At 48.8% G+C, this 24,270-nt stretch carries 24 protein-coding genes; 15 read left to right on the top strand and 9 right to left on the bottom strand.

Features of this window, described 5'->3' with window-relative positions; all coding sequences use genetic code 11:
- Nucleotides 1–85: 85 nt before the first annotated feature.
- Entirely contained in the window at nucleotides 86–919 is an 834-nt protein-coding gene (locus MGLY_RS03005) for a DUF5714 domain-containing protein (RefSeq protein ID WP_422880106.1), read from the bottom strand.
- 422 nt (nucleotides 920–1,341) lie between these two features.
- Between MGLY_RS03005 and MGLY_RS03000 the strand changes: the two genes are divergently transcribed.
- The 13 genes from MGLY_RS03000 (at nucleotide 1,342) to MGLY_RS02940 (ending at nucleotide 16,949) form a co-directional block, all read left to right on the top strand.
- Nucleotides 1,342–2,463, top strand: a complete 1,122-nt coding sequence (locus MGLY_RS03000; protein ID WP_211662058.1) for an amidohydrolase — start codon at nucleotides 1,342–1,344, stop codon at nucleotides 2,461–2,463.
- Between the two features lie 296 nt (nucleotides 2,464–2,759).
- Nucleotides 2,760–3,902 carry a TIM barrel protein gene (locus MGLY_RS02995; RefSeq protein WP_156271675.1) on the top strand — a complete coding sequence of 381 codons (1,143 nt, stop codon included), beginning with the start codon at nucleotides 2,760–2,762 and terminating at the stop codon, nucleotides 3,900–3,902.
- A 165-nt stretch (nucleotides 3,903–4,067) separates the two neighbouring features.
- Nucleotides 4,068–5,597 carry a xylulokinase gene (xylB, locus tag MGLY_RS02990; protein ID WP_156271674.1) on the top strand — a complete coding sequence of 510 codons (1,530 nt, stop codon included), beginning with the start codon at nucleotides 4,068–4,070 and terminating at the stop codon, nucleotides 5,595–5,597.
- Nucleotides 5,598–5,604: 7 nt separating this feature from the next.
- The gene (locus MGLY_RS02985) at nucleotides 5,605–6,606 is read left to right on the top strand and encodes a LacI family DNA-binding transcriptional regulator (protein WP_156271673.1); all 1,002 of its coding nucleotides are present in this window, start codon (nucleotides 5,605–5,607) and stop codon (nucleotides 6,604–6,606) included.
- Nucleotides 6,607–7,180: 574 nt separating this feature from the next.
- Nucleotides 7,181–8,179, top strand: coding sequence for a sugar ABC transporter substrate-binding protein (locus MGLY_RS02980; RefSeq protein ID WP_156271672.1), 999 nt, complete (start codon nucleotides 7,181–7,183; stop codon nucleotides 8,177–8,179).
- Nucleotides 8,180–8,255: 76 nt separating this feature from the next.
- Nucleotides 8,256–9,242, top strand: a complete 987-nt coding sequence (locus MGLY_RS02975; RefSeq protein WP_156271671.1) for an ABC transporter permease — start codon at nucleotides 8,256–8,258, stop codon at nucleotides 9,240–9,242.
- A 14-nt stretch (nucleotides 9,243–9,256) separates the two neighbouring features.
- Nucleotides 9,257–10,756 carry a sugar ABC transporter ATP-binding protein gene (locus tag MGLY_RS02970; protein ID WP_156271670.1) on the top strand — a complete coding sequence of 500 codons (1,500 nt, stop codon included), beginning with the start codon at nucleotides 9,257–9,259 and terminating at the stop codon, nucleotides 10,754–10,756.
- A gap of 32 nt (nucleotides 10,757–10,788) precedes the next feature.
- Nucleotides 10,789–11,850: a LacI family DNA-binding transcriptional regulator gene (locus MGLY_RS02965; protein WP_156271669.1), complete on the top strand. Its 1,062-nt coding sequence runs from the start codon at nucleotides 10,789–10,791 to the stop codon at nucleotides 11,848–11,850.
- Nucleotides 11,851–11,868: 18 nt separating this feature from the next.
- Complete coding sequence (locus tag MGLY_RS02960) at nucleotides 11,869–13,089, top strand: uroporphyrinogen decarboxylase family protein (RefSeq protein WP_156271668.1); 1,221 nt, start codon at nucleotides 11,869–11,871, stop codon at nucleotides 13,087–13,089.
- A gap of 33 nt (nucleotides 13,090–13,122) precedes the next feature.
- On the top strand, nucleotides 13,123–14,034 hold the full coding sequence (rbsK, locus tag MGLY_RS02955; RefSeq protein ID WP_156271667.1) for a ribokinase: 912 nt from the start codon (nucleotides 13,123–13,125) through the stop codon (nucleotides 14,032–14,034).
- A gap of 98 nt (nucleotides 14,035–14,132) precedes the next feature.
- Nucleotides 14,133–14,591 carry a D-ribose pyranase gene (rbsD, locus tag MGLY_RS02950; RefSeq protein WP_156276137.1) on the top strand — a complete coding sequence of 153 codons (459 nt, stop codon included), beginning with the start codon at nucleotides 14,133–14,135 and terminating at the stop codon, nucleotides 14,589–14,591.
- A 211-nt stretch (nucleotides 14,592–14,802) separates the two neighbouring features.
- Nucleotides 14,803–15,948 carry a uroporphyrinogen decarboxylase family protein gene (locus MGLY_RS02945; protein ID WP_170290902.1) on the top strand — a complete coding sequence of 382 codons (1,146 nt, stop codon included), beginning with the start codon at nucleotides 14,803–14,805 and terminating at the stop codon, nucleotides 15,946–15,948.
- Between the two features lie 77 nt (nucleotides 15,949–16,025).
- Nucleotides 16,026–16,949 (top strand): DUF4380 domain-containing protein, encoded by a 924-nt coding sequence (locus MGLY_RS02940; RefSeq protein ID WP_246187400.1) that lies wholly within the window; start codon nucleotides 16,026–16,028, stop codon nucleotides 16,947–16,949.
- Nucleotides 16,950–17,136: 187 nt separating this feature from the next.
- Here MGLY_RS02940 and MGLY_RS02935 read toward each other — a convergent pair whose 3' ends face one another.
- From MGLY_RS02935 to MGLY_RS02915, 5 genes are all read right to left on the bottom strand, one after another.
- Nucleotides 17,137–17,439, bottom strand: a complete 303-nt coding sequence (locus tag MGLY_RS02935) for a hypothetical protein (RefSeq protein ID WP_156271665.1) — start codon at nucleotides 17,437–17,439, stop codon at nucleotides 17,137–17,139.
- 11 nt (nucleotides 17,440–17,450) lie between these two features.
- Nucleotides 17,451–18,251, bottom strand: coding sequence for an ExeA family protein (locus tag MGLY_RS02930; RefSeq protein ID WP_156271664.1), 801 nt, complete (start codon nucleotides 18,249–18,251; stop codon nucleotides 17,451–17,453).
- 1 nt (nucleotide 18,252) lies between these two features.
- Complete coding sequence (locus MGLY_RS02925; protein ID WP_156271578.1) at nucleotides 18,253–19,509, bottom strand: helix-turn-helix domain-containing protein; 1,257 nt, start codon at nucleotides 19,507–19,509, stop codon at nucleotides 18,253–18,255.
- A 142-nt stretch (nucleotides 19,510–19,651) separates the two neighbouring features.
- Complete coding sequence (locus MGLY_RS18710; RefSeq protein ID WP_422880105.1) at nucleotides 19,652–20,086, bottom strand: DUF6431 domain-containing protein; 435 nt, start codon at nucleotides 20,084–20,086, stop codon at nucleotides 19,652–19,654.
- A 490-nt stretch (nucleotides 20,087–20,576) separates the two neighbouring features.
- The gene (locus MGLY_RS02915; protein WP_156271663.1) at nucleotides 20,577–21,563 is read right to left on the bottom strand and encodes an Rpn family recombination-promoting nuclease/putative transposase; all 987 of its coding nucleotides are present in this window, start codon (nucleotides 21,561–21,563) and stop codon (nucleotides 20,577–20,579) included.
- A 652-nt stretch (nucleotides 21,564–22,215) separates the two neighbouring features.
- Here MGLY_RS02915 and MGLY_RS02910 point away from each other — a divergent pair.
- Complete coding sequence (locus MGLY_RS02910) at nucleotides 22,216–22,575, top strand: hypothetical protein (RefSeq protein ID WP_156271662.1); 360 nt, start codon at nucleotides 22,216–22,218, stop codon at nucleotides 22,573–22,575.
- A gap of 47 nt (nucleotides 22,576–22,622) precedes the next feature.
- Nucleotides 22,623–22,856: a hypothetical protein gene (locus tag MGLY_RS02905; RefSeq protein WP_156271661.1), complete on the top strand. Its 234-nt coding sequence runs from the start codon at nucleotides 22,623–22,625 to the stop codon at nucleotides 22,854–22,856.
- A gap of 126 nt (nucleotides 22,857–22,982) precedes the next feature.
- Here the strand turns inward: MGLY_RS02905 and hepT are convergent, their stop codons facing one another.
- The 3 genes from hepT to MGLY_RS02890 form a co-directional block, all read right to left on the bottom strand.
- Nucleotides 22,983–23,405 carry a type VII toxin-antitoxin system HepT family RNase toxin gene (gene hepT, locus MGLY_RS02900; RefSeq protein ID WP_156271660.1) on the bottom strand — a complete coding sequence of 141 codons (423 nt, stop codon included), beginning with the start codon at nucleotides 23,403–23,405 and terminating at the stop codon, nucleotides 22,983–22,985.
- Nucleotides 23,395–23,817 carry a type VII toxin-antitoxin system MntA family adenylyltransferase antitoxin gene (gene mntA, locus MGLY_RS02895; protein WP_156271659.1) on the bottom strand — a complete coding sequence of 141 codons (423 nt, stop codon included), beginning with the start codon at nucleotides 23,815–23,817 and terminating at the stop codon, nucleotides 23,395–23,397. Before mntA ends, hepT begins: the two co-directional genes overlap by 11 nt.
- 107 nt (nucleotides 23,818–23,924) lie before the next feature.
- On the bottom strand, nucleotides 23,925–24,269 hold the full coding sequence (locus MGLY_RS02890; protein WP_156271658.1) for a cupin domain-containing protein: 345 nt from the start codon (nucleotides 24,267–24,269) through the stop codon (nucleotides 23,925–23,927).
- Nucleotide 24,270: the final 1 nt, after the last annotated feature.

Raw genomic sequence — 24,270 nt, 5'->3', positions numbered from 1 at the left:
CCGCCTTCATAAAGGAAGGCGGGTTTTTAACCTTAGACGCCATAATCATTGCTCCGGTTGTTTTTCGTCTTAAACTCCAATCGGGCTATTTGATTTGATGGCGACTTTCCCCCTCTATAAGGTAGTAGTTGCATTTGTTTTTTCTACAACCGTGGGGATGACGGTGACTATCCTGGCATACTATTTTTTCGGTATGCGGCAATGCAATCCCGAGATACTCTTTAGCTAACTGGCAACTCAATGTTAATGTTGTCCGTACGAAGTTTTTACAACAACAGGGGCCGGTCTGGTCGGCGATAGCTTCTATGACCCGTGAGACAACACGCATGGTGGTGGCGGTTTCCTGGTCCTTTGGGCAGGCGGCGCCGAGAATAACACTAAAGGAAGCCCCAATCGCCGGAGCTACACCGCAAACGCCCGTCAGGCCACAAAAGGCACCAATGGCTTGCCTACGGGTCCGGTTGAGTGCTTCGGTAATTTGGCCATTTGTGACTTCGATTTTTCCATGATTTCTGATGGCAGACAAAAGGGCTCCGGCAGCAATCCAGGCATGTTCGCATCCTAACATGGGAAGAGGAACTTGTTTAATTATTTCTTCAGCTATGGACAAAGGATTAGTACCTTTTGCAGAAAGCATTAAATTTAAAATAGCGCTAAACAAATTTTCGCCGTGGCAATTATCACAGATATAATGACCACCCGGACAATAAACATAACCCGTCTCTTTTGCGCCGCATTGCATGCACGTAAATTCCTTGCCAAATTCAAGGTATTCCAGTTTCCCGCTGCAAACCAGACAATTTTCAGTATTTGCTTCCTGGTGTTGACCAACACCTTCTACAGGTGGGTTTCAACAGCTACTTCCATGGTCCACTTGTTTGTAATCACCTCCAACCTTTAATAAAGCCTGCCGCTGCATCTCTTCCAGGGTTAATTCTGGCTTGTATATCATCCGTTCCACCTGCCTGGGTGGCCGGGATTGCCTGCATTTGCTGGCACAGGACCACCTTTTTTTCTTAATCTCTTAATCATTATAACATATTTTTGGAAGCATTGACATCCGGGTTAAATTATATTTAATTGTGAAGACGGGTACAAAAGCGGAGTTGATGGGGAGAAAAAGCGGAGGAATAGAGGGGGATAAGGGGTTAAGCATAATTTAACATTTGCTTGCCGGAGAGGCGGTTTATGACTATGAAACAGCCTGCTGTGGATTATAAGTTGATGCATCTGTCTACGCGCGAAAGACGGGTAAGAGGAGAAATGACTTAGGTAATAATGGAAAGTTTGCCCCTTGAACAAGCGGGGCATTGAGTTTAAGCTTAGGGTGGAGGGATAAACATGAATCAGGAAACGATCCGCCGCCAGGGATATGTGGACGCCCATTGTCATGTATGGGAATTTGCCCTCTTCAATCACTTCGCCAGCCTGGAAAAATGCTCAAACCTTGACGATCTGGTGGAAACGCTGAAGTCACGTCTGATTGCAGGGTGGGCTGTAGGGGTACGTTTTAACCAGGAAAGCCTGGCCGAAAAGATTATCCCCGCAAGGGCCTTCCTGGACCGTGCCTTTGGTTCGACGCCGGTAGTAATAATACGGACCTGCCTGCACCTGGCTGCAGCCAATACGGCCGCCATGCAGGGGCTGGGATTTTTCGCGGAAAACGGGCTCTTCCATGAAGCCAAAGTATTTAACCTTCTTAAGACCCTGGTGGCCAGGCTAAACCTGGAACCGGGAGACATCCTCTCCCGGGGCTTAAGGGAGCTTAAGAAACTGGGGATAGTTAAAGTCATCGATATGGGAATGGATCGGCACAAGCGTCCCTTCTTTGAGGGTCTTGAGCAGGAGGTGAAAGTGGATTTCTACACGGTGGAGTTCGGGCTACTGGATGAGGCCCTGGGGTTCAAGGTATTCCTGGACGGGGGCCTGGGCGCCCGTACCGCCGCCCTGACAGAGGAATACGCCGACGATCCCGGTAACTACGGCCTGCTTAATCACAGTGATGCAGCCCTCCTTTCCCTGGTTGAAAAGGTCCACCGCAAAGGTAAGCCCATAGCCGCCCACGCCATCGGGGACAGGGCCGTGGACCAATTCCTGCGCGTTGTGCGGCAGAGCCGCCACCCCCTGGACCGCCTGGAGCACGTCCAGTACGCCCGGGAGGAGCAGCTGGAGGCCCTGGCGGCGCTCGAGATCCCCGTCTGTATACAGCCCATCTTTTCCCGGGAAATGTCCTGGGCCGTGCGCAGGCTGGGTCCGGAGCGGATGAAAACAGCCTATGCTTGGGGGCTCATGAGGGACAAAGGCATCCGCTTGTTAGCCGGCTCCGACGCCCCTGTGGATCACCCCGATCCCCGGGAAGCGGCCGCTACGGTTGCCCTTCTAAAAGGCGGGCATCATCTGGATTTTGAGGAGGTTTTAGACCTTTTTGCCCACGCCAACCGGGAATTTTATCCAGGAAATTAAATAATATTTAATTGCGAAAACGGACACAAAAGCGGAGTTGATGTGGAGGAAAAGCGGCGCAAAAGGGTAGTATATTCGGTTAAGTATAATTTAACACCTGTCTGAAAAATTTTTTATAAAAGTGTTAAGGAAAAGCAGGAATCTTAATTTAAATGGCGAAATATATTAGCTAACCGGAACCGATTCCGGTATATGCACCATTTGATGCTAAACATAACCTTATATTACAATATAATTAGTCCCAGGAACCGTTTTCGGTAAACTGGGGCAACCGGGGCAGAAAAGAGGGAGAAAAATTGCAGGATTTACGCTATCAAACTAACCGCCGTTCGCCAGCAGAGTTAATCCGGCACTTGCAAAATTTTGAGCTAAAACTTCGCTTTTCGGCCGGCATATGGTTCTTTTCCGGTAGCAACAGCCGTTTTCATACCCGCTATGGCAGGGAACTGACCATTGAGGAACGCCTGGAGAAGTACGCGGGTCTGCAACAATATGGCCTGGAAGGCATTGAGGCCCATTATCCCAACGAGATCAATGAACATAACCTGCCCCTTTACCAGGGTTTTTGCCGGGATACCGGGATGCAGGTAGTAACGGTAGTACCCAATCTTTTCTATGAAGAACAGTTCCGCCATGGGTCTTTATCTTCACCCCTGCCGGCGGCCCGGCAGGCGGCCATCCAGCGCGTTAAAGAAACACTAGAAATAAATAAAGAACTGGGGACGGAGTTCATGGTTGTCTGGCCCGGAATAGATGGCTATGAAAACCCCTTTGGTATCGATTTCATAGAAATGCGCCGTCGTTTCGCTGCCGGCCTGGCAGAAGCCATGGATGCTGTGCCCGGGGTACGGGTAGCCATTGAGCCAAAACCGTATGAGCCCCGGGGGAGAATAATCTACGGCACCACCGCGGAGGGGGTTTTGCTGGCCGGGAAGGTTGAGAGGCTGCTGCAGAACCAGGAGAATAAACAACTCCTGGAGCAGGGCTATACCCTGGTCGGCCTCAACCCTGAGATCGGCCATGTCCTCATGGGTTATGAAGATTTGCCTTATGCGTTGAGCCTGCCTCTGGAGTACGGCCGGCTGGTGCATACCCACTGGAACAGCCAGCCCCCGGGTAACTACGACCAGGATTTGAATGTCGGCGTCGTAGCGCCGGAACAGGCCGAGGCCGCCCTCTACGTCCTCAAGATGCATGGCTACCAGGGCTGGTTTGGCCTGGACATCAACCCTGAGCGGATGCCGGTGGAAAGGGCGCTGCTGAACTGTATCGATGCCTTACGGGCCATGAATGACCGCATCAACAGCCTGGATCATGAACTGGTAGTCACCTGCCTGCAGGACCCGGAACGCTATGCCGGTTACCTGGAGGCCATCCTCATCCGCGCCCGGGCCAGGAAGGCGGATATTTTGAGCCCTTTATCCTTCTCGACGCCATAGTTCTATATCCCGGGGCCCGGCACGTCGCCAAAATCCCCAACTCCCGGATAAGGGTCGTTACAGTGAGCCATAAAAGCCCTCTTAAGGGCAATCGAATCAAGCAGTGGGCGCAGGGGTCCTAATAAGCAACCAGCTATTAGTCCTGGCAGGAAGGGAAAAAAGATCATGCTATACTTACTCGGGATCGACATCGGTACTTCTGGCACCAAAGCCGTCCTGGTGGAGGAAGACGGCAGGGTAGTGGCCTCCTCCTATGTGGAATATCCCTTAAGCCAGCCCAGGCAGGGCTGGGCCGAGCAGGACCCGGAACAGTGGTGGCAGGCCGTGGTGGCGGCGGTGCAGGCAATCTGGGCCAAAAGCGGCCTCGACGGCCGGGATGTCGCCGGCGTTGGCCTGTCGGGCCAGATGCACGGGGCCGTAGTTTTAGACGCCAACTACCAGGTTTTACGGCCGGCCATTCTCTGGTGCGACCAGCGCACCGGTGGGGAATGTACCTGGATGTACCAGGAAATAGGGGAAGAAAAGCTCTACCAGTGGACGGGGAACCCCGCCCTGCCGGGTTTTACGGCACCCAAGCTGGTCTGGCTTCGACGCCACGAACCGGAAATTTATAATCAAATCCGCCATGTGTTACTTCCTAAAGACTATATCCGTTTCCGCCTGACGGGAGAACTGGCCACCGAAGTATCCGACGCTTCCGGGACGTTGCTCCTGGATGTGGCTGCCCGCCGCTGGTCGGGAGAAATGCTGGCGGCCCTGGACCTTCCCCGGGAATGGTTGCCCCGGGTACACGAGTCGCCGGAAATAACCGGCCAGATCACCCCGGAAGCCGCGGCTGCCACCGGCCTCCCGGCCGGGACGCCGGTAGTGGGTGGCGGTGGTGACCAGGCTGCCGGTGCTGTAGGCACAGGCATTGTAGAAGAAGGGATTCTATCGGCGGCCCTGGGAACCTCCGGTGTGGTTTTCGCCATGACTGCTAAGCCGAGTATCCAGCCTGGCAGTACCCTGCACGCCTTCTGCCATGCCGTCCCCGGTAAGTGGCACCTTATGGGAGTGATGCTGGCCGCCGGGGCTTCATTACAGTGGTTCCGCAACCAGCTGGGTGGCGAAGAGATCAAGGAAGCTGCGGCAACGGGTACTGATCCCTATGACTTGTTGACGGCCCGGGCGGCTGAGGCGGGCCCGGGAGCCGAAGGGTTGCTGTTCTTGCCCTATCTGCTGGGGGAAAGGACGCCCCATCCCGACCCGGCAGCACGGGGCGGATTTATCGGTCTCACCATGCGCCACAGGAAGGGTCACCTGGTGCGGGCCGTCCTGGAAGGCGTGGCCTTCGGCCTGCGCGATTCCCTGGAATTATTACAGCAGGCCGGGGTGAAGGTGGAAGAAATCCGCGTTTCCGGCGGCGGCGCCCGTAGCCCTTTATGGCGGCAGATTCTCGCTGGCGTTTTTAAGCACCCGGTGACCACGGTGAATAGTACCGATGGGCCGGCCTTTGGCGCAGCCTTGCTGGCCGGGGTGGGGGCGGGTATTTACCCTTCCGTAGAAGCCGCCTGCCGATCTACCATCAAGGTGACCAGCCGGGCCGAACCGGTACTGTCAGAAGTAAGCGCCTACGACCACCTTTATGCCTTATATAAGTCCTTATATCCCCTCCTGCGGGACACCATGCACGATTTGACCAAATTGACGGAGTGAAAAAGACTTGCCAAATATTTCTGATGTAGCCAGAAGAGCCAAAGTATCACGAACTACAGTATCCAGGGTCCTCAACGGGAAAGACGACGTCAACGAAGAGACCCGGCGCCGGGTGCTGGAGGCCATCCGGGAGCTTAATTACCGCCCCAGCGCCCTGGCCCGCAGCCTGGTGAAGCAAAAAACCGATACCATCGGCGTCATCCTGTCGGACATCACCGACCCCTTCTTCTCCCGCATCATCCAGGGAGTGGAGGATGTAGCCCATAAGTTCGGCTATGGTATCGTGTATGCCAGCATGCGCTGGGACCCGCAAATCAAGCACAACTATGTTAATTTCTTACGCAGCGGCCGGGTAGACGGCCTGCTCATGATGGGCCATACCGTAGGCAATGAAGACTACGTGCGGGAGATGGTGGAAGAAAGATTTCCCTTAGTTCTGGTAGAGTACTGGATCAATAATCTGAAGGCGAACTTTATTGCCATCGACAACCGGGGTGGCGGTTACCTGGCCACCAGGCACCTGCTGGGCCTGGGGCACCGCCGCATTGCCCATGTAGCGGGGCATAAAAATGCCCGGGTATCGCAAGAACGCCTGGCCGGCTACCGCCAGGCCCTGGCCGAGGCCGGTGTGTCCTACGATGAAAGCCTGGTCGTTTACAGCGATTTTACCACCGAAGGGGCCATACCGGTTGCGAAGAAACTATTATCCCTGCCTGAGCGGCCGACAGCCATCTTTGCTGCTAACGACCTGATGGCTTACGGCGTCATCCATGCGGCGCGCGAACTGGGCTTAAAGGTGCCCCGGGAACTGGCAGTGGTGGGCTACGACGATATTGAACTGGCTTCCCTGGTAACGCCGCCCCTGACCACCATCCACCAGCCGCGGTACGAAATCGGCTCCATGGCTGCCTGGTCCCTGATCCAGCAGATCGAGAATAAAGAGATGCAGCCGACGGTAACCGAGTTTAAGACGAGCCTGGTTATCAGGGAATCTTGTGGGGCAAAGTAGAGAGCCATGCCATTCGTATGGCACTGGAGGATTGGCATTAAATAAAGGTAGTCTTAGAGGCAAATAAAAACTGTTTGTTTGCTGCAGTATTTCGATTTCGTGAGTGGGGTTTTCATGGCAGCAACGCGGTCAAATGGTGGCGATGCACGTCAGGTCTTTGTGACCTTTAACAACATACTACTTTCAGGCGGTAACTAACACCAGGTTTCTGAAGGATACTGGCCGGGTATAGGTAAGGCTTTTTATAAATTAAAAAAATTATAGATGGAAGGAGGAATTTTATTGAAAGCGTCGAATACATTATTACGAAAACGGTTTAGTAAAACGTTCACTTAATATGATATCATAGCTTTATATAAATAGCATAAAAAGGTAACAAAACAATAGAAGAAACCGTTTTATGTACCTTAGTCAAAAGGTAGCCAATAAAAGGCGAATTGGCCTTTAATTGGAATACAATTTATCTATTAAGGAGGTGATAGGGCGAGCAACGAGGACACAGATGGTTATAAAGTAGAGGGTTTTAAAATCTACATGACGGGCTAGTGCTTGAAATTGAGAAAGGAGGATAAGAATGAAAAAGTTATTGATTTTGTTGGGGGTGCTCGTTCTTTCTTTCCTGTTTCTTTCGGGCTGTGGGCAGAGTAACCAGTCTGCTGGCAAATCGCAGCTAGAAGGTCAGAAAAGCCAAGAAAATGCCTCTTCTACATCTACCAAGAAATTAAAATTTGCTATGATTATTCACGATACTGGTAACTCATTCTTTTCGGTAATGGACCGGGCGGCTCAGGATGCTGCTAAACAGTTGGGCGTAGAAGTTAAGTTTATGGGTCCCAAAACTTTTGACGTTGCTCAGGAAGTAAATATGTTGGAGTCGGCTGTGGATGCTGGTTATGATGGTATTGCTTTTACGGCTCCGGACCCCAAAGCCTTTGACAGGCCTATAAAGAAAGCTAAGGAAAAAGGTATTCCAACCGTTGCCTTTAATACGGACGCACCGGATTGTGGCCGCGACGCTTTTGTGGGTCAGGATTTGGAGCAATCTGGTTATATCCTAGGTAAATTAATATTTGAAAAGTATATGAAAGGAGAAGGCAAATATATTATAACTACCTGTGCGCCCGGCCATACGGCCCTGGAAGCACGCATTGCTGGTATCAAGAGGGCCCAGAAAGAATTTCCCAATATCCAGTTAGTCAATATAATTGATATTACCAGCGATTTATCCAAGGCTTACGGCGTGATTGAAAACGCTTATACAGCTAATAAGGATGTTAAAGCCTTCCTCGGTGTTGATGTTTACTCCGAAGCTATCGGTACTTTTATCCAAACGAAAAATTTAAATGGTAAGGTTTTAGGCGGCGGTTTTGATCTTACTCCTGGTACTTTAAAACACATCGCCAACGGTGCCATGCAGGTGACGATAGGACAAAATCCCTATCTGCAGGGCTACTTTCCTATTCATATGCTGTATCTAAAGAAAACGAAGGATATTTCGCCCGTCAATATCAATACTGGCGTCGAAATTGTTACTAAAGAAAACGTCCAGGATTATTTAAATCGTAAGGAATAATCTGGGAAATGGGCTGGTGGCCTGGCCGAAGATTGCCGGGCTGCCAGCCCAATCAGGAAACCGGGGTGGAAAGTTGATGCTAATGACAAAAAAATCAACTGGAGCAACTCCTGTTGGCAGGGCAACGAAAATAAATTTCCAAGAGCTAGGTATTTTGTTGGTACTGGTGGTCATTTGTTTAATCCTCTCTGTACTTACGAGTAACTTCCGTGAGCCGACGAACTTAATTAATGTGGTACGCCAGTTTTCCGAGATCAGCATTATGGCTATCGGGATGACTTTTGTAATAATCAGTGCCGAAATCGATCTGTCGGTTGGCTCTATTTATGGGCTTGCAGCCATTATAGCCGGATATCTTTTGCATAACGGTTATGCGGCTACCCTGGCCTTTTTGTTAGCCATGCTTACGGGTGTAGGCCTGGGTTTTATAAACGGTATCATAAGCACAAAAGGCAAGATACCTTCTTTTATCGTTACTTTGAGCATGCTCCAGTTAGCCCGCGGGGGAGCCTATGCCATTTCCCATGGGTGGCCCATCAGTGAATTTCCCGATACCCATAACTGGGTATTTTTCCTGGGACAGAGCCTTGGCGGTGTTATTCCCGTCCAGATCATAATTATGCTGCTGTTAAATTTGCTCGCCTTTATCGTTTTAAGTAGAACCACCTTCGGTTTTAAAGTTTACGCTGTTGGTGGCAATAAAAACGCTGCCAGGCTGGCAGGTATTAATGTTGACGGCATAAAAATAGCAAGTTTCGTCCTGGCGGGGGCTATGGCGGCCCTGGCAGGGATTATTGGCCTGGCTCATTTAAATTCGGTTGCCGCTACGGCTGGAGCCGGACGGGAAATGGATGTAATTGCCGCTGTAATTATCGGCGGGACCAACCTTTTTGGCGGTAAAGGAACAATTCTCGGGACACTCTTAGGAGCTGCCATTATGGGCGTCGTGCGCAACGGCATGGTCCTGTTAGGGGTGGAAGCGTATTATCAAGAAGCTTTTATCGGTGTGGTCATACTCATTGCTGTTCTGGCTGATACGTGGCTGACGAAAAATAAAAAGTAGGCAGGGAAGGTGTCATGCAAGCGGGAAACCTAGTTGAACTCCGGCATATTACCAAACACTTCCCCGGCGTGGTCGCCCTTGATGACGTATCTTTTACGATTAAGAAAGGGGAGATTCACTGTTTATGCGGTGAGAATGGTGCCGGCAAGTCGACTTTAATTAATATCTGTGGCGGCGTTTACCAGCCCGATGGGGGCCAAATTTTATTCGATGGCCGTATAGAAAAGATCTTATCCCCATTACACGCAGAAGAGCTGGGTATTGGCGTAGCCTACCAGGAGATACCCCTTTGCAAAAATATGACTGTAGCCGCCAACATATTTTTGGGTCCCAAATTGAAGTTAAATAACGGTTTGCTGGACTGGCATGCAATGGAAGAAGAAGCGCGAGAGCTTTTAGCTTTGTTTAATATGAAAAATGATCCCCGAGAGCTAGTGGAGAATTTAAGTATTGCCGAGCAATCGTTAGTCCAAATAGCACGGGTTATTTACCGGAAACCCAGGCTTTTAATTTTAGATGAACCCACGGCTGCCTTAACCACCAACCAAAAAGATACTTTATTTTCCCTTTTAAAACGCCTGCGGCAGGAACAGGAATTAAGCATTCTTTACGTCTCCCACCGGCTGGAAGAAGTTTTTGAGATAGCTGACAGGATTACTGTCCTGCGGGACGGCAGGTATATCGGTACCCTTGAGGCCAGGGAAACTGATGCCGATAAAATTATTAATATGATGGTCGGCCGGGAGATAAAAAAGACGGTGACCAGGGGGAAGGATGTAAAGGCTAACAAAATACTGGAGGTTAAACATTTAAGCCGTAAAGGGACCTTCCACGATATCAGTTTTGACTTGTATGAAGGAGAGATTTTAGGATTTGCCGGATTTCAAGGCGCCGGACGAACTGAAGTAATGCGGGCTATTTTCGGCCTGGATGGTTTCGATGCAGGTGAAATATACATTGATGGCCGGATAAAAAAAATAAAAAGCCCCATTGATGCCATTAAAAACCGCATCGGGCTGATATCCGAAAACCGTCGTGACGAAGGTATTGTACCCCTAATGACGGTAAAGGATAATTTGATTATCGTGGCCCTTGACGAAGCCAGTACAATTGGTTTTTTACGGGCAGGTCGCATCAGAAAACTTTTCCAGGAGCTTGTGGCCAGGCTTAATATTAAGGTGGCCTCCCCCCTTCAACTAATAACCAATCTCAGCGGAGGGAACCAACAAAAAGTTATTATTGCCCGCTGGTTAGCCCAAAAACCGCGGATTTTGATTTGCGATGAGCCGACACGGGGGATCGATGTGGGTGCTAAAGCTGAGATCCATTCAATTTTAGATGAGCTGACCCGGGAGGGGATAGGAATAATCTTAATTTCTTCGGAGCTACCTGAATTACTGGCTATCTGCGACAGGATTGTCGTCATGCATGAAGGCACCATTACCGGTGAGTTAAAAATTAAAGACGCCAGCGAAGAGAAGATCATGCGTCTGGCTGCGGGTATGGAAGTCTAAAATTAATTTAAAGCAGAGGTTGAAGACGAAAAGTGGTAACGATCAGAGATGTTGCCAAACTGGCAAATGTTTCCATAACGACGGTTTCCAGGGTAATTAATCATAAAGACGAAGGCATCAGCGAGGAAACCCGTCAGCGAGTGTTAAAAATTATGGACGAGATGAACTATCGTCCCAACACTATAGCGCGAAGCATGATTACCAGGAGGACCAATACCATCGCCCTGGTCATTCCTGATATATGCAACCCCTTTTTCCCCGAATTGGCCAGGGGTGTTGAGGATACGGCCAACAGATACGGTTATCAACTTGTTCTGGCCAACACAGATGGCGATCCTTTAAAAGAAGAGAACTACATCAGGGTCTTCCAGGAAAAATTTGTGGACGGCATTATTTTCACGACCCAAAACAATATCGAGTACCATCCTATATTCTTCCGCCTCCGCCAGCAAAAATATCCGTACGTCCTGATCGAGAGGTATATTGAGGAACTCGATGATGTACCGGGTGTATATTTTGCCAACATTGATGGTGCCTACCAGGCTACAAAACACCTCATTCAAAAAGGGCACCGGAAGATCGTTTTTATTTCCGGTCCCCAAAAAACCACCAACGCGCGCCATCGCCTGCAGGGTTTTTTAAAAGCCCTGCAAGAAGCTGCTATAGCGCCGGATTACAGCCTGATCGTCGAAGGGGACTACAAAATGAATAGCGGTTACCAGATTATCAAGGATTTACTGGAAAAGGGCACCAGTAAGTTTACCGCTATCTTTGCTGCCAACGACCTCATGGCTCTGGGTGCGCAGCGGGCTTTAAAGGAATACGGGCTCAAAATACCAAGCGATGTCTCCCTGGTAGGGTATGATAACATCTTTTTAACTGAAACCATGGAGCCACCCTTAACGACAGTGGAGATACCTTCTTACCAGATGGGGGTAAAAGCGACCGAGATGCTGCTCATGGCCATTAATGGTGAAGAACAGCCAGAGAAACGACTGGTGTTTGATGCTAAACTGATAATCCGTGAAAGCGTTAAATCGGTAATACCGGAAGAACAACCAGGGCAGATAACGGACCCTGGTAAAATTGCCTGACCGACAGGAGATGAGACAGTGACTGCTTTAACTTCGCGCCAGCGTGTTTTAATGGCCCTACGTCATGAAGAAGCTGACATGGTACCTGTCGACCTGGGAGGGACACGTTCTTCAACTGGAATAAGCGCTATTGTCTATAATCAGCTCTTACAATATTTGGGCTATGATGGCAAGGCCAGGGTTTTTGATGTTAAACAATTGCTGGCCGAGCCTGATGAGAGGATAAGGCGTTTTTGGGGGTGTGATGTTATAGGGTTGCATCGCCTGCGCCCATCCCTTGGATTGGCAATCACGTCCTGGAAAGAAGGGTCCTTGATGGATGGTTCTTCCTGTGAGGTGCCGGCGGACTTCAATCCGGTCCTGCTGGCAGACGGCAGTGAGGGCATTCGCAATGCCAATGGCATTATCACTGCCGTCAGGCCCCAGGGTAGCTATTATTTTGAAGAGATTTACCATCCATTGAAGGGTGCTACGTCATATAGCGATATTGATCAACATGAATTTCCTTTTTTAAGTGCCGAAGAAGAGAATTATTTAGCTAACAAGGCCCGGGAGCTTTATGAGCAGACGGATTATGCCATCCTTGGCAATACAGCCGTAAGCATTTTTGAGAAAGGCATCAAGGATTTCGGTTATGAGGACTTTCTAATCAGGATTTATAGCGATCGCGAACTTGTGTTGTATTATCTAGAAAAACTCACCTCAGCATATTTAAAATTTCTGGAAGGATATTTGAACGCGGTAGGTAAGTATGTCCAGATCTTCGCCTTTCATGACGACCTGGGTATGCAAAACAACACTATTATTTCCCCAGCTATATATAGGGAAGTATTCAAACCTTACCATCAACGGCTTTTCCATTTTGTTAAGGAGAGGAAGCCGGATGCCTATATTTTCTTACACAGTTGTGGCAGTGTCTATGATCTGATCCCCGATTTAATTGAAGCCGGCGTTGATATTTTAAATCCCGTACAGTTAAGCGCCGCTAAGATGGATCCTGCAAATTTAAAGAAAGAATACGGCCGTCATATAACTTTTTGGGGAGGTGGCTGTTCAACCCAGACCACCCTGACTTTTGGTAGCATAGCTGACGTAGAAAAAGAAGTGGTGACAATGCTGCGCATCTTTGGGCGCGGAGGGGGGTACATCTTTGCCCAGGATCATAATATTCAACCCGGCGTATCTACAGAAAAAATTTTAGCCATGGTTAATACAGTCCAAAGAAATAGGTGTTATTAAAAAGCCAAAGTTAAAATCCAAGAAGGTGATGGGATGACAAAACCTAAAATTACGGTTGTCGGCAGCTATGCGGTAGGAATGACCATGTCTACCGCCAAATTCCCTGTGTCCGGAGAAACAGTAATCGGGTATAATTTTAAAGTCCTTCATGGCGGTAAGGGTTCCAACCAGGCAGTTGCCATTGCCAGGCTGGGCGGCGATGTGAGTTTTGTAGCCTGTTTAGGAGACGATTATTATGGCCGTAATGCCCTGGAACTTTATACCCAGGAAAATGTGGACGCAAGTTTTGTTAGAATGGTAAAGGATAGTTATACAGGAGTTGGCTTTGTTGTCGTTAACAATGACGGTCAAAACATAATCGTTCTTGATCCTGGTGCCAATAACATGTTAACTCCGGAAGATGTTGAACGAGCGGAAGAGATTATAGCCTCCAGCACAGCGGTTTTAATGCAGCTGGAGATTTCGCCGGGAATAGTTGCATATACAGCACAGTTGGCTCGTCGGTACGGGGTACAAGTACTTTTAAACCCCGCTCCTTACCAGCCTTTGCCTGGTGAAGTACTATCCAAGATTGACATCTTGATCCCGAACGAGACAGAAGCCAGACTATTAGCCGGCCTGCCTCCGGACGATGATTCTCCTATAGAAGAGGTTGGCATGGCAATTTTAGCAAAGGGCGTTGGTAGGGTGATAATTACCTTGGGGGCTGAAGGGGCATTACTGGTAACTGGAGAGGAGATTTATCATATCCCCGGTAAAGAGGTGGATGTAGTAGACACCACGGGTGCTGGTGACACTTTTAGTGCTGCCCTAACCCTGGCTCTGGCTGAAGGTAAGGATATAAAGAAGGCTATGGAGTTTGCTGTTAGGGCGGCGGCGCTGGCTGTAACTAAATATGGTGTAATTCCGGCATTGCCTTATCGCCATGAGGTCGATGCTGTATGAATATATTTTTAAGTTAAGTTTTTTGTTTACCTTTATACCTTATTAGGGTATTGATTCTCCGCAAACATACATGTATGAATACAGGAGGTTAAATGGCTATGAAACGTGGACGAATTCTTAACAAAGATTTAAATGAAGTTATTGCAAGTATGGGTCATGGAGATCTGCTAATAGTATGTGATGCTGGTTTTCCGATACCGTCTAATGTTCGCCGAGTAGATCTTGCCCTTGAAAAAGATTATCCTGATTTACTGCATGTACTTCGTTTGATTAAAGAGGACTTTATTGTAGAACGTGTTGCTGTAGCGGCAGAAATGGAGGAGTTTAACCCTAATTTATTTAAAGCTGTTAAGGAACTTTTTGCAGAAGCAAAATTAGAAACTATTCCCCATGAGAAGGTATTAAGTGAGATGCCGTATAAGGCGAAGGCCATTGTTCGTACAGGAGCTTTCAATCCATGGGGTAATATCCTTTTGTTCAGCGGGGTAGATGTACCGCAATGGTTTAATAAGGAAGGAGTTAAGGTACCACCATATTATCAAGATAGAATGAAATAGGCATCAGGAAAAAGGTTTATTTCAGGCAGTAGGCACAGAAAACCCGGCTAAGAAACCGGGCAGAGGCGAATCAGGATACCGGAAGATATGCTAATAGAATCAGCGACATTACTGGAGTTGATGTTGAGGAGTAAAGTTATAAACAGATACTGCCCCATTATACCTTTAAGGTTGGGGGCAGTATCTGTTCCTTATGGGAGGCTTGCCAATAATGAATTCAAGAGAACGTTTAGTTAAGGCTCTGAACCATGAAGAGCCAGACCGGGTGCCTTTTGATTTAGGGGCTTCATTGATAACTGGTATTCATAAAATAGCCTATCAAAATGTTCTTAAGTATATAGGGATGAAAGAAGAAGAGATTCCCATTTTTGATGTCGTCCAGCAATTAGCGGCACCGAGCGAAAATTTTCTGCAAAGAATTAATGTGGATACCCGCAACCTGTCACCGAAAAACTCCTCTAAATGGCAGCTGCACTTTGAAGAAGACGATCATTATCGCTATTTTACCGATGAATGGGGTATTGTATGGCGCATGCCTCTGGGCCATGGATTATATTTTGATATGTATAAGAATCCCCTGGCGGATGTCGAAGATGTCAGGGATATAGACAAATATACTTTTCCTGACCCTGATGACGAAAATCGCTATCTTGGTTTGCGGGAGCGGGCATTGAAACTTTATGAGCAAGGTTATGCTATTGTAATGTCGAGTATCTCAGCCGGAATAATGGAACTTGGTGCCTGGTTAAGGGGTTTTGAAAACTTTTATATGGATCTGGTACTTCGGCCTGAGTTAATAAGCAGGATACTCGATAAAGCGTTAGAAATAAAAATGAGATACTGGTCGCGGGTTCTAGAGGAAGTGGGAGATTTAATCCAGGTTGTTCAAGAGGCTGATGATCTGGGCACTCAGAATAGCTTGCTCATTTCTCCTGAAATGTACCGCAAACTTATTAAACCCCGCCACAAAGAATTATTCGATTTCATCCATAGTAAGACTAAGGCGGCAATTTTCCTTCATTGTTGCGGAGCCATTTACGAATTAATTCCTGATCTTATTGAAGTAGGGGTGGACATTTTAAACCCAGTTCAATTTACAGCCAAAAATATGGAGGCATCAAAATTAAAGAGAGAATTTGGTAATGATATAGCCTTTTGGGGAGGAGGAGTAGATACTCAGAATATCTTACCTCATGGTACTCCCCAACAGGTAAAGGATTCAGTGCGAAGGCAAATTGAAATTTTCGCTCCCGGAGGAGGGTTCGTATTTAATACCGTCCACAATATTCAACCAGACGTGCCACCAGAAAATTTTATTGCCATGCTTGAGGCCTTAGAAGAATATGGTAAGTATTAATTTTTGGGCCAACGTTAGGATATAACGTTGGCCCATAAAAATGACTATAATGGTAACCAATCAGGAGGGCCTTAATAATGTCTCGTATTGATGTTAAAGTAATGAAGCATAACAAATACGGCAAGTGTCTTGAGCTTACCAACGGTATCGTAGATCTTATAATCACTATTGATACTGGACCTCGCGTGGTCCGTTATGGTTTTATCGGTAGAGAAAATGAGTTTTGTGAGGAAGTACCTATAACCATGCTCGTAGGAAAAGAGAAATGGAGACTCATGGGCGGCCACCGCCTGTGGCACAGCCCGGAAGTTTACCCGCGCACTTACTCTCCCGACAATGAGCCTGTGGAATGGTCTGAAATAGAGGGAGGAATTAAGGTTTCACAAAGGGTAGAGCCGTGGGTACAGATCAAAAAAGAGATGGAAGTTACCCTGGTGGAATCTTCGAGCAAGGTAAAGATTGTCCATCATCTTACCAACAAAAACGCCTGGCCGGTTGAACTGGCGGTTTGGGCACTGACGGTGATGGCTCCCGGTGGCTTCGAAATTGTACCCCAGCCGCGGCAGGATAAGGGTTTCTTACCCAATCGTGTCATCGCTCTCTGGCCTTATTCCAGAATGAATGACCCGCGGGTTTATTGGGGAGAAAGATATATATTGATGAAGCATGACCGGGCGATAAATAATCCCTTTAAGTTCGGGATTGTCAATCAAGATGGTTGGGCTGCCTACTTAAACCACGGAAATTTGTTTATCAAGCGTTTCAAACACCAGGTTGATGCTAGATACCCGGATTATGGCGTTTCCTACGAAACCTATATGAATAACTATATGCTGGAAATGGAAAGTTTATCACCTTTGACTCTTTTAGAGCCAGAGGCAACTGTAAGCCATGTTGAGGAATGGGAATTAATCGGTGATGTAGCTGTATATTTTAAGGATGAAATCGATGCAAAAGATGAAGACATGCTTGAAGAAATGATGAAGAAACATATACGCTAATGATATATAGATATAAGTAAGGTATGCAGTGTCATTTAGCACATTAAATTAACCACCGTTTTTCAAATTAAAGTAACTCACGCCGCCGGCACAAACTGCAAGATTATCAAATTACAGCACCCCAAATTCTCAGGAATTGCACATTAGCACAATAAAATCCCCAAAGAAAAAAGCCGCTCAACGCGGCCTAAAAAGAAGGGGCCTTGAACCGTTCCGCCAATTTTTTATCAAGGGCAGCCAGGCGTTTTCTCTGGAAATCAAATCCTTGTTCCAGTTGCAACTGGCAAATAAAGCTGTAATAATGGGGTTCCTCGCGGGCGGTATAGAAAGACTCCAGGTATTTTAGCAATTCAGCGTAAAGGTCGCGGGCGAAATCCAATACCGGGCGTTCCAATTCCTCACCGTAGGACCCAAAAGTATTCGCCCAGAGGACGAAAGCCAGGATCTCCAGGAGACTTTCCACGTCTCTGGGGGAATCAAGCTTAAGCATAGCCACCACCCTTAAAGGCCAATTTCGGTAGCTGCCTGGCGTACCACATCAGCACTAATCAGCTGGGCTTTAAGCTGGGCGCCCCAGAGGAGGGAAGTCAGGGCCAGGTTGTTCACCAGGCGCGGCCAGCCGCGGGAGCGAGAAGCGATGGCCTCGACGGCAGGCGGCTCAAATAAAGGCCTGGTAGCCCCCACCAGGGATAAATGGTGCTCCAGGTAGGCGCCCACCTCCTCACGGTTTAAAGGTTCCACCTGGAAGCGAACCACCAGGCGTTGGGCCAGAGACTGGGTCTGGTTCAACTCCAAGCGGCTCAACAAAAAAGGCAAGCCGGCCAGGACCAGGATAAAAGGATTAAAGGCGTCCATGGCGAAATTAAAGAGCAGGGCCAGGTCCAGCAGGAATTTGGGGTTAGCCAGGTGCATCTCATCCAGGATGAAGACGGGCGTAATCTTTTTATCCCGGAAGAACACCTGGACCGCCTGCTGGATCTGGTGAAAAAGGTCAATCTTGCGGAAAGACGGTTCTTCCCCCAGGCCCCGGGCCAAACCGCGGTAAAAATCCATGACCGTCCCTGTGGCCAGGGGCAAATAAATAACCTTAAAGAGGGCCGGGTTTAAATTAGCACAAAAGACCCGCAAGGCAAAGGTCTTACCGGCTCCCGGTTCCCCCACCAGGACCCCCATGCCCCGGACGCGGGATAAATACTCCAGCCGGGCCCTCGTTTCTTTTAAACTGCAGGAAAGGAAGGCATCCTGGGGTTTTAGCTCCTTGCCAAAAGGAGCCCCTTTTAAGCCATAAAAAGCCTGGTACATTCTAGTTTTGGCCCCCTCCCTGTAAGCTGGCAAAAGAAAGTTTGCTCTCCCGCTTTGCCCGGGCGTTAACACTGAGCGCCACCGGCTGTGCCACCGCCACCTCTTTACCGGCCACAAAAATCAAGACCCGCTCCAGTTTTTCCGGGTCAAAGCGCACCTCCACCCGGTTGCCGATAAATTGAGGCGGCACCTCAAAAAGGCGCTTGTTAATGGAGATAGTAGCATCATGATGTACCCGCCGTTCCTCCCGCTTGAAAAAAAGCGGCTCCAGAACAGCCGGGTCGCTCACCATCTTAACCTGGCTGAACTGGGACATAAACTTATCCAGGGGGCTCATACCCAAAGCACTGTGGACCTGGCGGTGATAATCTTCCTCCAGCCACTGCCAGAAAGAGCGGTTCAAGTTATCCAGAGATTTAAGGTGTTCATCTTTAACCAGGGGCAAGAAACGCTGCCTGACGGTCAAGAAGAACCTTTCGATCTTACCCTTGCTCTGCGGGTCATAGGGTTTAGTATTGATCAAGGCTATCCCCAGGGCCGCGCAGGCCAGCTGCAGCTGCTCCGAACGATAGATTTTACCATTATCCACGTAGACCATCTGCGGAATGCCCCGGCGTAAGATAGCCTCCTTGAAGACCACCTTCAAAGACTCAAACTTCTCGGAAGTAAAAAACTGGGCAAAAGTCACCAGGCGGGAACAATCATCGATAAAAGCAAAGAGGAAAGTAGCCACCTTTTTGTTGCCAACGCGAAGGTAAGGCCCGGCCGCCACATCCCCCTGCCAGAGGGTATTCACCGTATCATAGGCAAAGCGTTTCCGTTCCGGCTCCCGCCGCATCTCCCGGCCTAAAAGCCCCCTGGATTTCAGGAAACGGTAAATGGTAGCGTAAGAAACGGCGTCCGGTAAAATAACACCTTTAGCCACCAGTTGTTCATAAAAGACAGAAGCCGGACAGGAACGCTCCTCCTGGCGCAGGGCCAGGAGTTGCTCCTGTAACTCCGGGGATAAGGCCCGCGGCCTTCCCCGGTCAGAACGCCTTTTCGGTTTTAACCCCTCAAACCCCTCGCGGCGGTAATCCCTGAGCCAGCTGGCAATGGTCTGGGGGCTATAGTCGCAGAGGCCATAATACGGTACTTCATGGGGTCTGGCCGTAATACTCTCCAGGTAGGCCTTCCTGCTGGCTACCTGACCCTGCAACAACGGCGCAATCAAGCTAAAGCGAAAAAGAGCGATATTTTCCCGGTCCTTCTCGTCCATCACAACCCCTCCCCAGGATTTAAGGTTAACCGGTCCGGTCATTTACCAGTTTAACCTTAACCTGTCCCCCAGGACAGGCAAAAGGTGTGTGGTGGCTAATGTAGCAGGGAGGCTTTACGGAACCGGGGAAAGCATGGTAAAATTAATTAGCCATAAAATTGCGCCGGAAATGATTATGGAACCTTTGGGAAAAGGTTTCGGCGTTGGGGAACGCGGCAATCATTTCCAGCAATTTTATGGCCCTTTGTTTAAATTCCGGCGGGATTATTTCCTGGTAACCCTGCTCCCGGAAGAAGGCCTGGATGCAATTCATGTTCTTCGCCCAACGGCGGCGGTAGAACTGGAGCAGCTGGTAGTAAATAAGGAGGCGGGCCTTGGAGAAGAAATATATGAGACAGTCCAGAATGAACTTAAGGGAATACTGGTAATACGGCAGGAGAAAGGAAGGCAAAAGAGAGAAGGTGTGCCGGCAGGAGCGGCACCAAAAGCGGCAGATGGGCAGCTGTAGCCACTTTTCCGAGTCACTACCGGCATTACGCCAGTAAAAACCATGCCGCTTTAGAGCCTGCCGGGCCATACAGATAGGGCAAGACTCTATGACGGGAAACTCATTTTTCTTACCCCGGGCAGCATAATCCTCCAGGGAAATACCGAAATTGTATACCAGTTGCATAAACAGCCCCCCAGAATAATTTGCTAAAATTATATCACTTTGGGGGAACTGTTACATGTTATCTCGATATTTTAAATTGATAAAGTTAGGACTAGTTTTAAGGATGATAGTGTGCTAAATGACAATGCAGGAAGGGGATAGGGAAATGCCTATCCCCTTTTTAAAGCTACAATGGTAGAAGCGCGGTTTAAATAGCCAAAACCCAGGGCAAGTTCAATGTTCCAGTTGCCTTCGCAGGGCGTTTATCTCTTCCAGGGTAAGCCCCGTGGCCCTGGTAATGATAGCCGTGTATTTATTCCGGGTCATGGTATGGATAAGATTAACGCCGCAGAACGCATACGGGAAGGATAAGGCCCACCCAAGGGATGAGGAGGGCCTATATGGGCAGCAGGGGTCACTGCTCCATCTGCTTTTTAAGCGTGGCGATCTCGTCCGGAGCAAGCCCTGTTGCGCGGGCAATCGTCTCCATTTCTATGCCCAGCAACAACATATTTTTCGCTACTTCCATCTTACCTTCCATCTTACCTTCCATCTTACCTTCCATCTTGCCTTTCAATAAGGCCTGCTGCTGCATCTCTTCCAGGGTTATTTCCAGGTTGTAAATCATCCGTTCCACCTCCCAAGGATTGCTTGCGTCCAGGATGCGGTCAACCTTTTCCCTAAAATCTTCAGGCATTCTGGGCTTGACGACGTTCTTCAGCCAGGTCGTGAAATGGCGGAACTCATCATGCGTGAGGCGCTTTAAGATCCCTGCCAGTTTCTGTAGCCGTCTAGCCAGGTCTTCTGGCTGCATCTTCTGGTCCAAAAGGAAGACCCCAGCGATCAGATTGGCCGCCTTGATAAGCTCTTCTTCGCTGTAACGGTTGACATCAAACAGCAAGTAGCGAAAGTCCAGGAGATGCCCGCTGAAATCCTGGTAACTGTCTAGCATTTCTTTGAAGGTGCTGGGCGCTGTCCAGTTGTTAGCCCCATTGTAGAGCACCGCCGGGACGATGGGTGGCAGGTGAAAATGCTTGCTCTCCCGCTCGTGCTGCGGGGTGTTGTTGTAGATCTCCCTCCAGATCTCGACCATATAGAGCAGCAGCCGGAAAGGTATCAGGTAATCTACCGTCGACTGCAGCTCCAGTAGAACGTAAAAGATGACGTTTTTATCCCTGGTCTTAAGCCGGTAGACGATATCGGCTTCTTTCTCGCTGAAATCCTGGAGGACATAGGACTTATTCACCAGGATAAGTTCATTTGCGTCAATGGCTTCCACCCATTCTTCCCGGACGAAGGTCTTTAAGAGTTCCAGGAACACCCTTTTGTCGGCCAGGAGCTGCCGGTAACCCTTGTCGTGGGGGTGGTGGGGAGAACGAGGCTGTTCTTCGTTTTCCGGCACAAGAACACCTTCTTCCAGATGTAATTATATCATACTGTAAACCCTGTTACCATTGGGTGAGCGGGTTTAGAGGCAGAAAACGCTTATATCAGGAAGTTAGGCTGGATACCTTTTTTAGAGGACCTGCTGACGATAATCATGCCATGATAGAGGGGCAGCAGAAAAAAGTTAAACTATATTTAATTGCGAAAACAGGCACAAAAGCGGAGTTGATGTGGAGGAAAAGCGCAGGAATAGGGGGGATAGAGTATTAAGTATAATTTAACATCAATTTAACATCCTGCTTGCCGGGATAGATGTCCCCGGCACTAGAAGGAAGACGGGGAAGCATTATCTATAGGGCTGTCGTAGCCAGGAAATCGAAGCAGGGGAAAAAGTGTCAAAACATAGGAGGAAGAAGAGAGGAATTTAAGCTGCAATGTCGAAAGATCCATCTAGTAGGACGTGGTGGTAGAGGGTTCCCTTGGGAGGGGTGATGATTTGCAACTCAAAGCCCTGGGGCGTCGTGTTTTTCGTTTGAACAGGCGCTCCTATCGCCAGGTTCCTTTAAGGTACCGGGCCTATCAGTGGCGGGAATATAAATGTCTGCCTTACCGCGAAAGAAAGCTTGCCTGGAAAAAATATGCTGAATTAATTAAGGAGGAAGAAACGGATGCAAGAGGAAGTTTTAAGGACGGCGATTTTGCGCTCGCAAGCCCTGAGCCAGATACTGGAAAGGGATTTGAATGCCCTCCTGAACTTGAAACCGACCAATCTCCTGCAGAAGGAGGAGATGGTGACCCTGGTCGAGCAGGCAAAAGACGAAAAGTCCGGGCTGGAGATCAAGGCCATAAATGAAAACTGGAAGGTATGGGGCCATGCCTATGCGAAAGTGCTCCAGAAGTTCCAGCAGTTGCAGGACAAATATGGGGAACAGGAGATCGGCGAACTATTTGAAGGCATAACAAATCGGATGCTTGCCGAGGGAAAATCAGTAAATGGGGCACCGGCTTCCGGGAGCACTTTAACATAAGCAGGCTTTTCCTGGGAGTGGAGCCTTTAGCCTTTATTCACCGTTTTATGGATGAGGAAATCAGGCGTTTTGCCTGGGGCCACCGCTGGCGGCGTCATGACTACGAAACGGCAAGAACGCTGGCCCGCCTTTACGATAAAGAAGGAACTGGAGAGCAGGCGTTTTTAGAGGCCATTTTACACATTGCGGCTGATTTCTGGCTTATCTCTGCGGCGGATTATGAGTTGATGCAATCTATCTATCCGAAAAAGACGGGCAAGAAGAGAAGTAGACTTGGGTAATGAGAAACATAGCGAGCCGGAGGGACAGGGGGCCGCCATAATGACTTTAGGCGTCATTATGGCGGATATTTTTTACAGGGTTCTTGCAGGTCCGCATCATCAATGCTAGGTAACCCGATTGCTTTGTTAGCGCCTCTCCAGGTAATTCACAATATGTTGACAGAACAGCGTAAAGTCCCCCAGGCGGGTTTGCAGAATTTCATATAGTTCTTCCGGTGTCACCTTGTTGTATTCATGGACAAGACGATTGCGGTAGCCGGCCATGCCCATAATCTGGCGGGCAAAATCTGCGGGTAGTATTTGCCCGTCCTTCAGCTTTTCGATTATCGCCCGATAGTCCTGGGGGACGCCCAGGCCTGATTTTACCACCAGGTGCCGGCCCAGGTCAAACAATGCTTCCAGGGCCCGGCGCAACCTGTTCTCGGCAATATCCACAGCATCTTCGTCTTGCAGGAATTGTTCCCGTGGCAGGCGCGCCAGGAGCTGCAACCTTCTTATAGCGCTTTGAATAATACCCAGCCTTGCGGCTATTAATTCCTCATTGAACAAGGGATGAAGCCTCCCTTATTGTTTCATATAATTCCCGCCTGCCCTGGTGTAGATGGTAATTATAGTCAAGATATAAACCGGAAATAACGTATTCAAAGTCTGTCCGGCGCTCCTCATTAGTACAATAAATAACCTCGCCGGTATTAATCACTTCAAAAGCTATAGGTACGGGTGCAAAATTTAAAAAGAGCAGGTCCACTTCAAGGGGCGAAAAAATTTCTCCCAGCTTTGAATAAAGATGCATAAAATGGTAAGATATGCCGCTTACCGGTTTCTTGAGAAGAAGTGCCAGGTCCACATCCCGCGCCCGCTCAGGCTCGTTTAAATATGAGCCGAATAAATATACGGCTATGACATCCGGAAATGAGGCAAATATAGGTTTAAGGGTTGATGAAAATTTTTTCTCCTGCATCCTTGCTCCGACCCTCATAGATAGTGATGGTATATGAGGATTATACCACAGAGAGCCGCCATATTGACTTCGGTAGTCATTATGGGGAAATTTTTTGTAGGATTCACTCAGGACCGGATCATGGTCAGGACCATCTTGAAGTTTGTTAGCGCCCGCAGGGCATGGGGCTGGTGGGCGGGCATGATCACGGCCTCCCCTTCTTTAACCCGTATGGGGTTGCCGGCGATGGTAATTTCCACTTCACCCTCCAGTACGTGCACCAGGGCGTCGTAGGGCGCCGTGTGCTCACTCAGGCCCTGTCCTTCAGCGAAGGCGAATAACGTTACCGTACCGGTCTTTTTATCGATAATGGTCCGGCTGACGACGGCTCCTTCCTGGTAACCCGTCAATTCCCTTAAATCTACCGCCCGGCCTATGAGGCTTCCCCCGCCGTTGCCTTCATGGTGCGCCATT

This window comes from Moorella glycerini (assembly GCF_009735625.1).
GTDB classification, from domain to species: Bacteria; Bacillota; DSM-521; order Neomoorellales; family Neomoorellaceae; genus Neomoorella; species Neomoorella glycerini.
This window is presented reverse-complemented; position numbering and strand designations above follow the sequence as displayed.

Coding starts and splice junctions, on each gene's coding strand:
- MGLY_RS03000 (WP_211662058.1), top strand. CDS start 1,342: ATGAATCAGGAAACGATCCGCCGCCAGGGATATGTGGACGCCCATTGT.
- xylB (WP_156271674.1), top strand. CDS start 4,068: ATGCTATACTTACTCGGGATCGACATCGGTACTTCTGGCACCAAAGCC.
- MGLY_RS02980 (WP_156271672.1), top strand. CDS start 7,181: ATGAAAAAGTTATTGATTTTGTTGGGGGTGCTCGTTCTTTCTTTCCTG.
- MGLY_RS02975 (WP_156271671.1), top strand. CDS start 8,256: ATGCTAATGACAAAAAAATCAACTGGAGCAACTCCTGTTGGCAGGGCA.
- MGLY_RS02970 (WP_156271670.1), top strand. CDS start 9,257: ATGCAAGCGGGAAACCTAGTTGAACTCCGGCATATTACCAAACACTTC.
- rbsK (WP_156271667.1), top strand. CDS start 13,123: ATGACAAAACCTAAAATTACGGTTGTCGGCAGCTATGCGGTAGGAATG.
- rbsD (WP_156276137.1), top strand. CDS start 14,133: ATGAAACGTGGACGAATTCTTAACAAAGATTTAAATGAAGTTATTGCA.
- MGLY_RS02945 (WP_170290902.1), top strand. CDS start 14,803: ATGAATTCAAGAGAACGTTTAGTTAAGGCTCTGAACCATGAAGAGCCA.
- MGLY_RS02940 (WP_246187400.1), top strand. CDS start 16,026: ATGTCTCGTATTGATGTTAAAGTAATGAAGCATAACAAATACGGCAAG.
- MGLY_RS02935 (WP_156271665.1), bottom strand. CDS start 17,439: ATGCTTAAGCTTGATTCCCCCAGAGACGTGGAAAGTCTCCTGGAGATC.
- MGLY_RS02930 (WP_156271664.1), bottom strand. CDS start 18,251: ATGTACCAGGCTTTTTATGGCTTAAAAGGGGCTCCTTTTGGCAAGGAG.
- MGLY_RS02925 (WP_156271578.1), bottom strand. CDS start 19,509: ATGGACGAGAAGGACCGGGAAAATATCGCTCTTTTTCGCTTTAGCTTG.
- MGLY_RS18710 (WP_422880105.1), bottom strand. CDS start 20,086: ATGGCCCGGCAGGCTCTAAAGCGGCATGGTTTTTACTGGCGTAATGCC.
- MGLY_RS02910 (WP_156271662.1), top strand. CDS start 22,216: ATGCAAGAGGAAGTTTTAAGGACGGCGATTTTGCGCTCGCAAGCCCTG.
- MGLY_RS02905 (WP_156271661.1), top strand. CDS start 22,623: ATGGATGAGGAAATCAGGCGTTTTGCCTGGGGCCACCGCTGGCGGCGT.
- mntA (WP_156271659.1), bottom strand. CDS start 23,817: ATGCAGGAGAAAAAATTTTCATCAACCCTTAAACCTATATTTGCCTCA.
- MGLY_RS02890 (WP_156271658.1), bottom strand. CDS start 24,269: ATGGCGCACCATGAAGGCAACGGCGGGGGAAGCCTCATAGGCCGGGCG.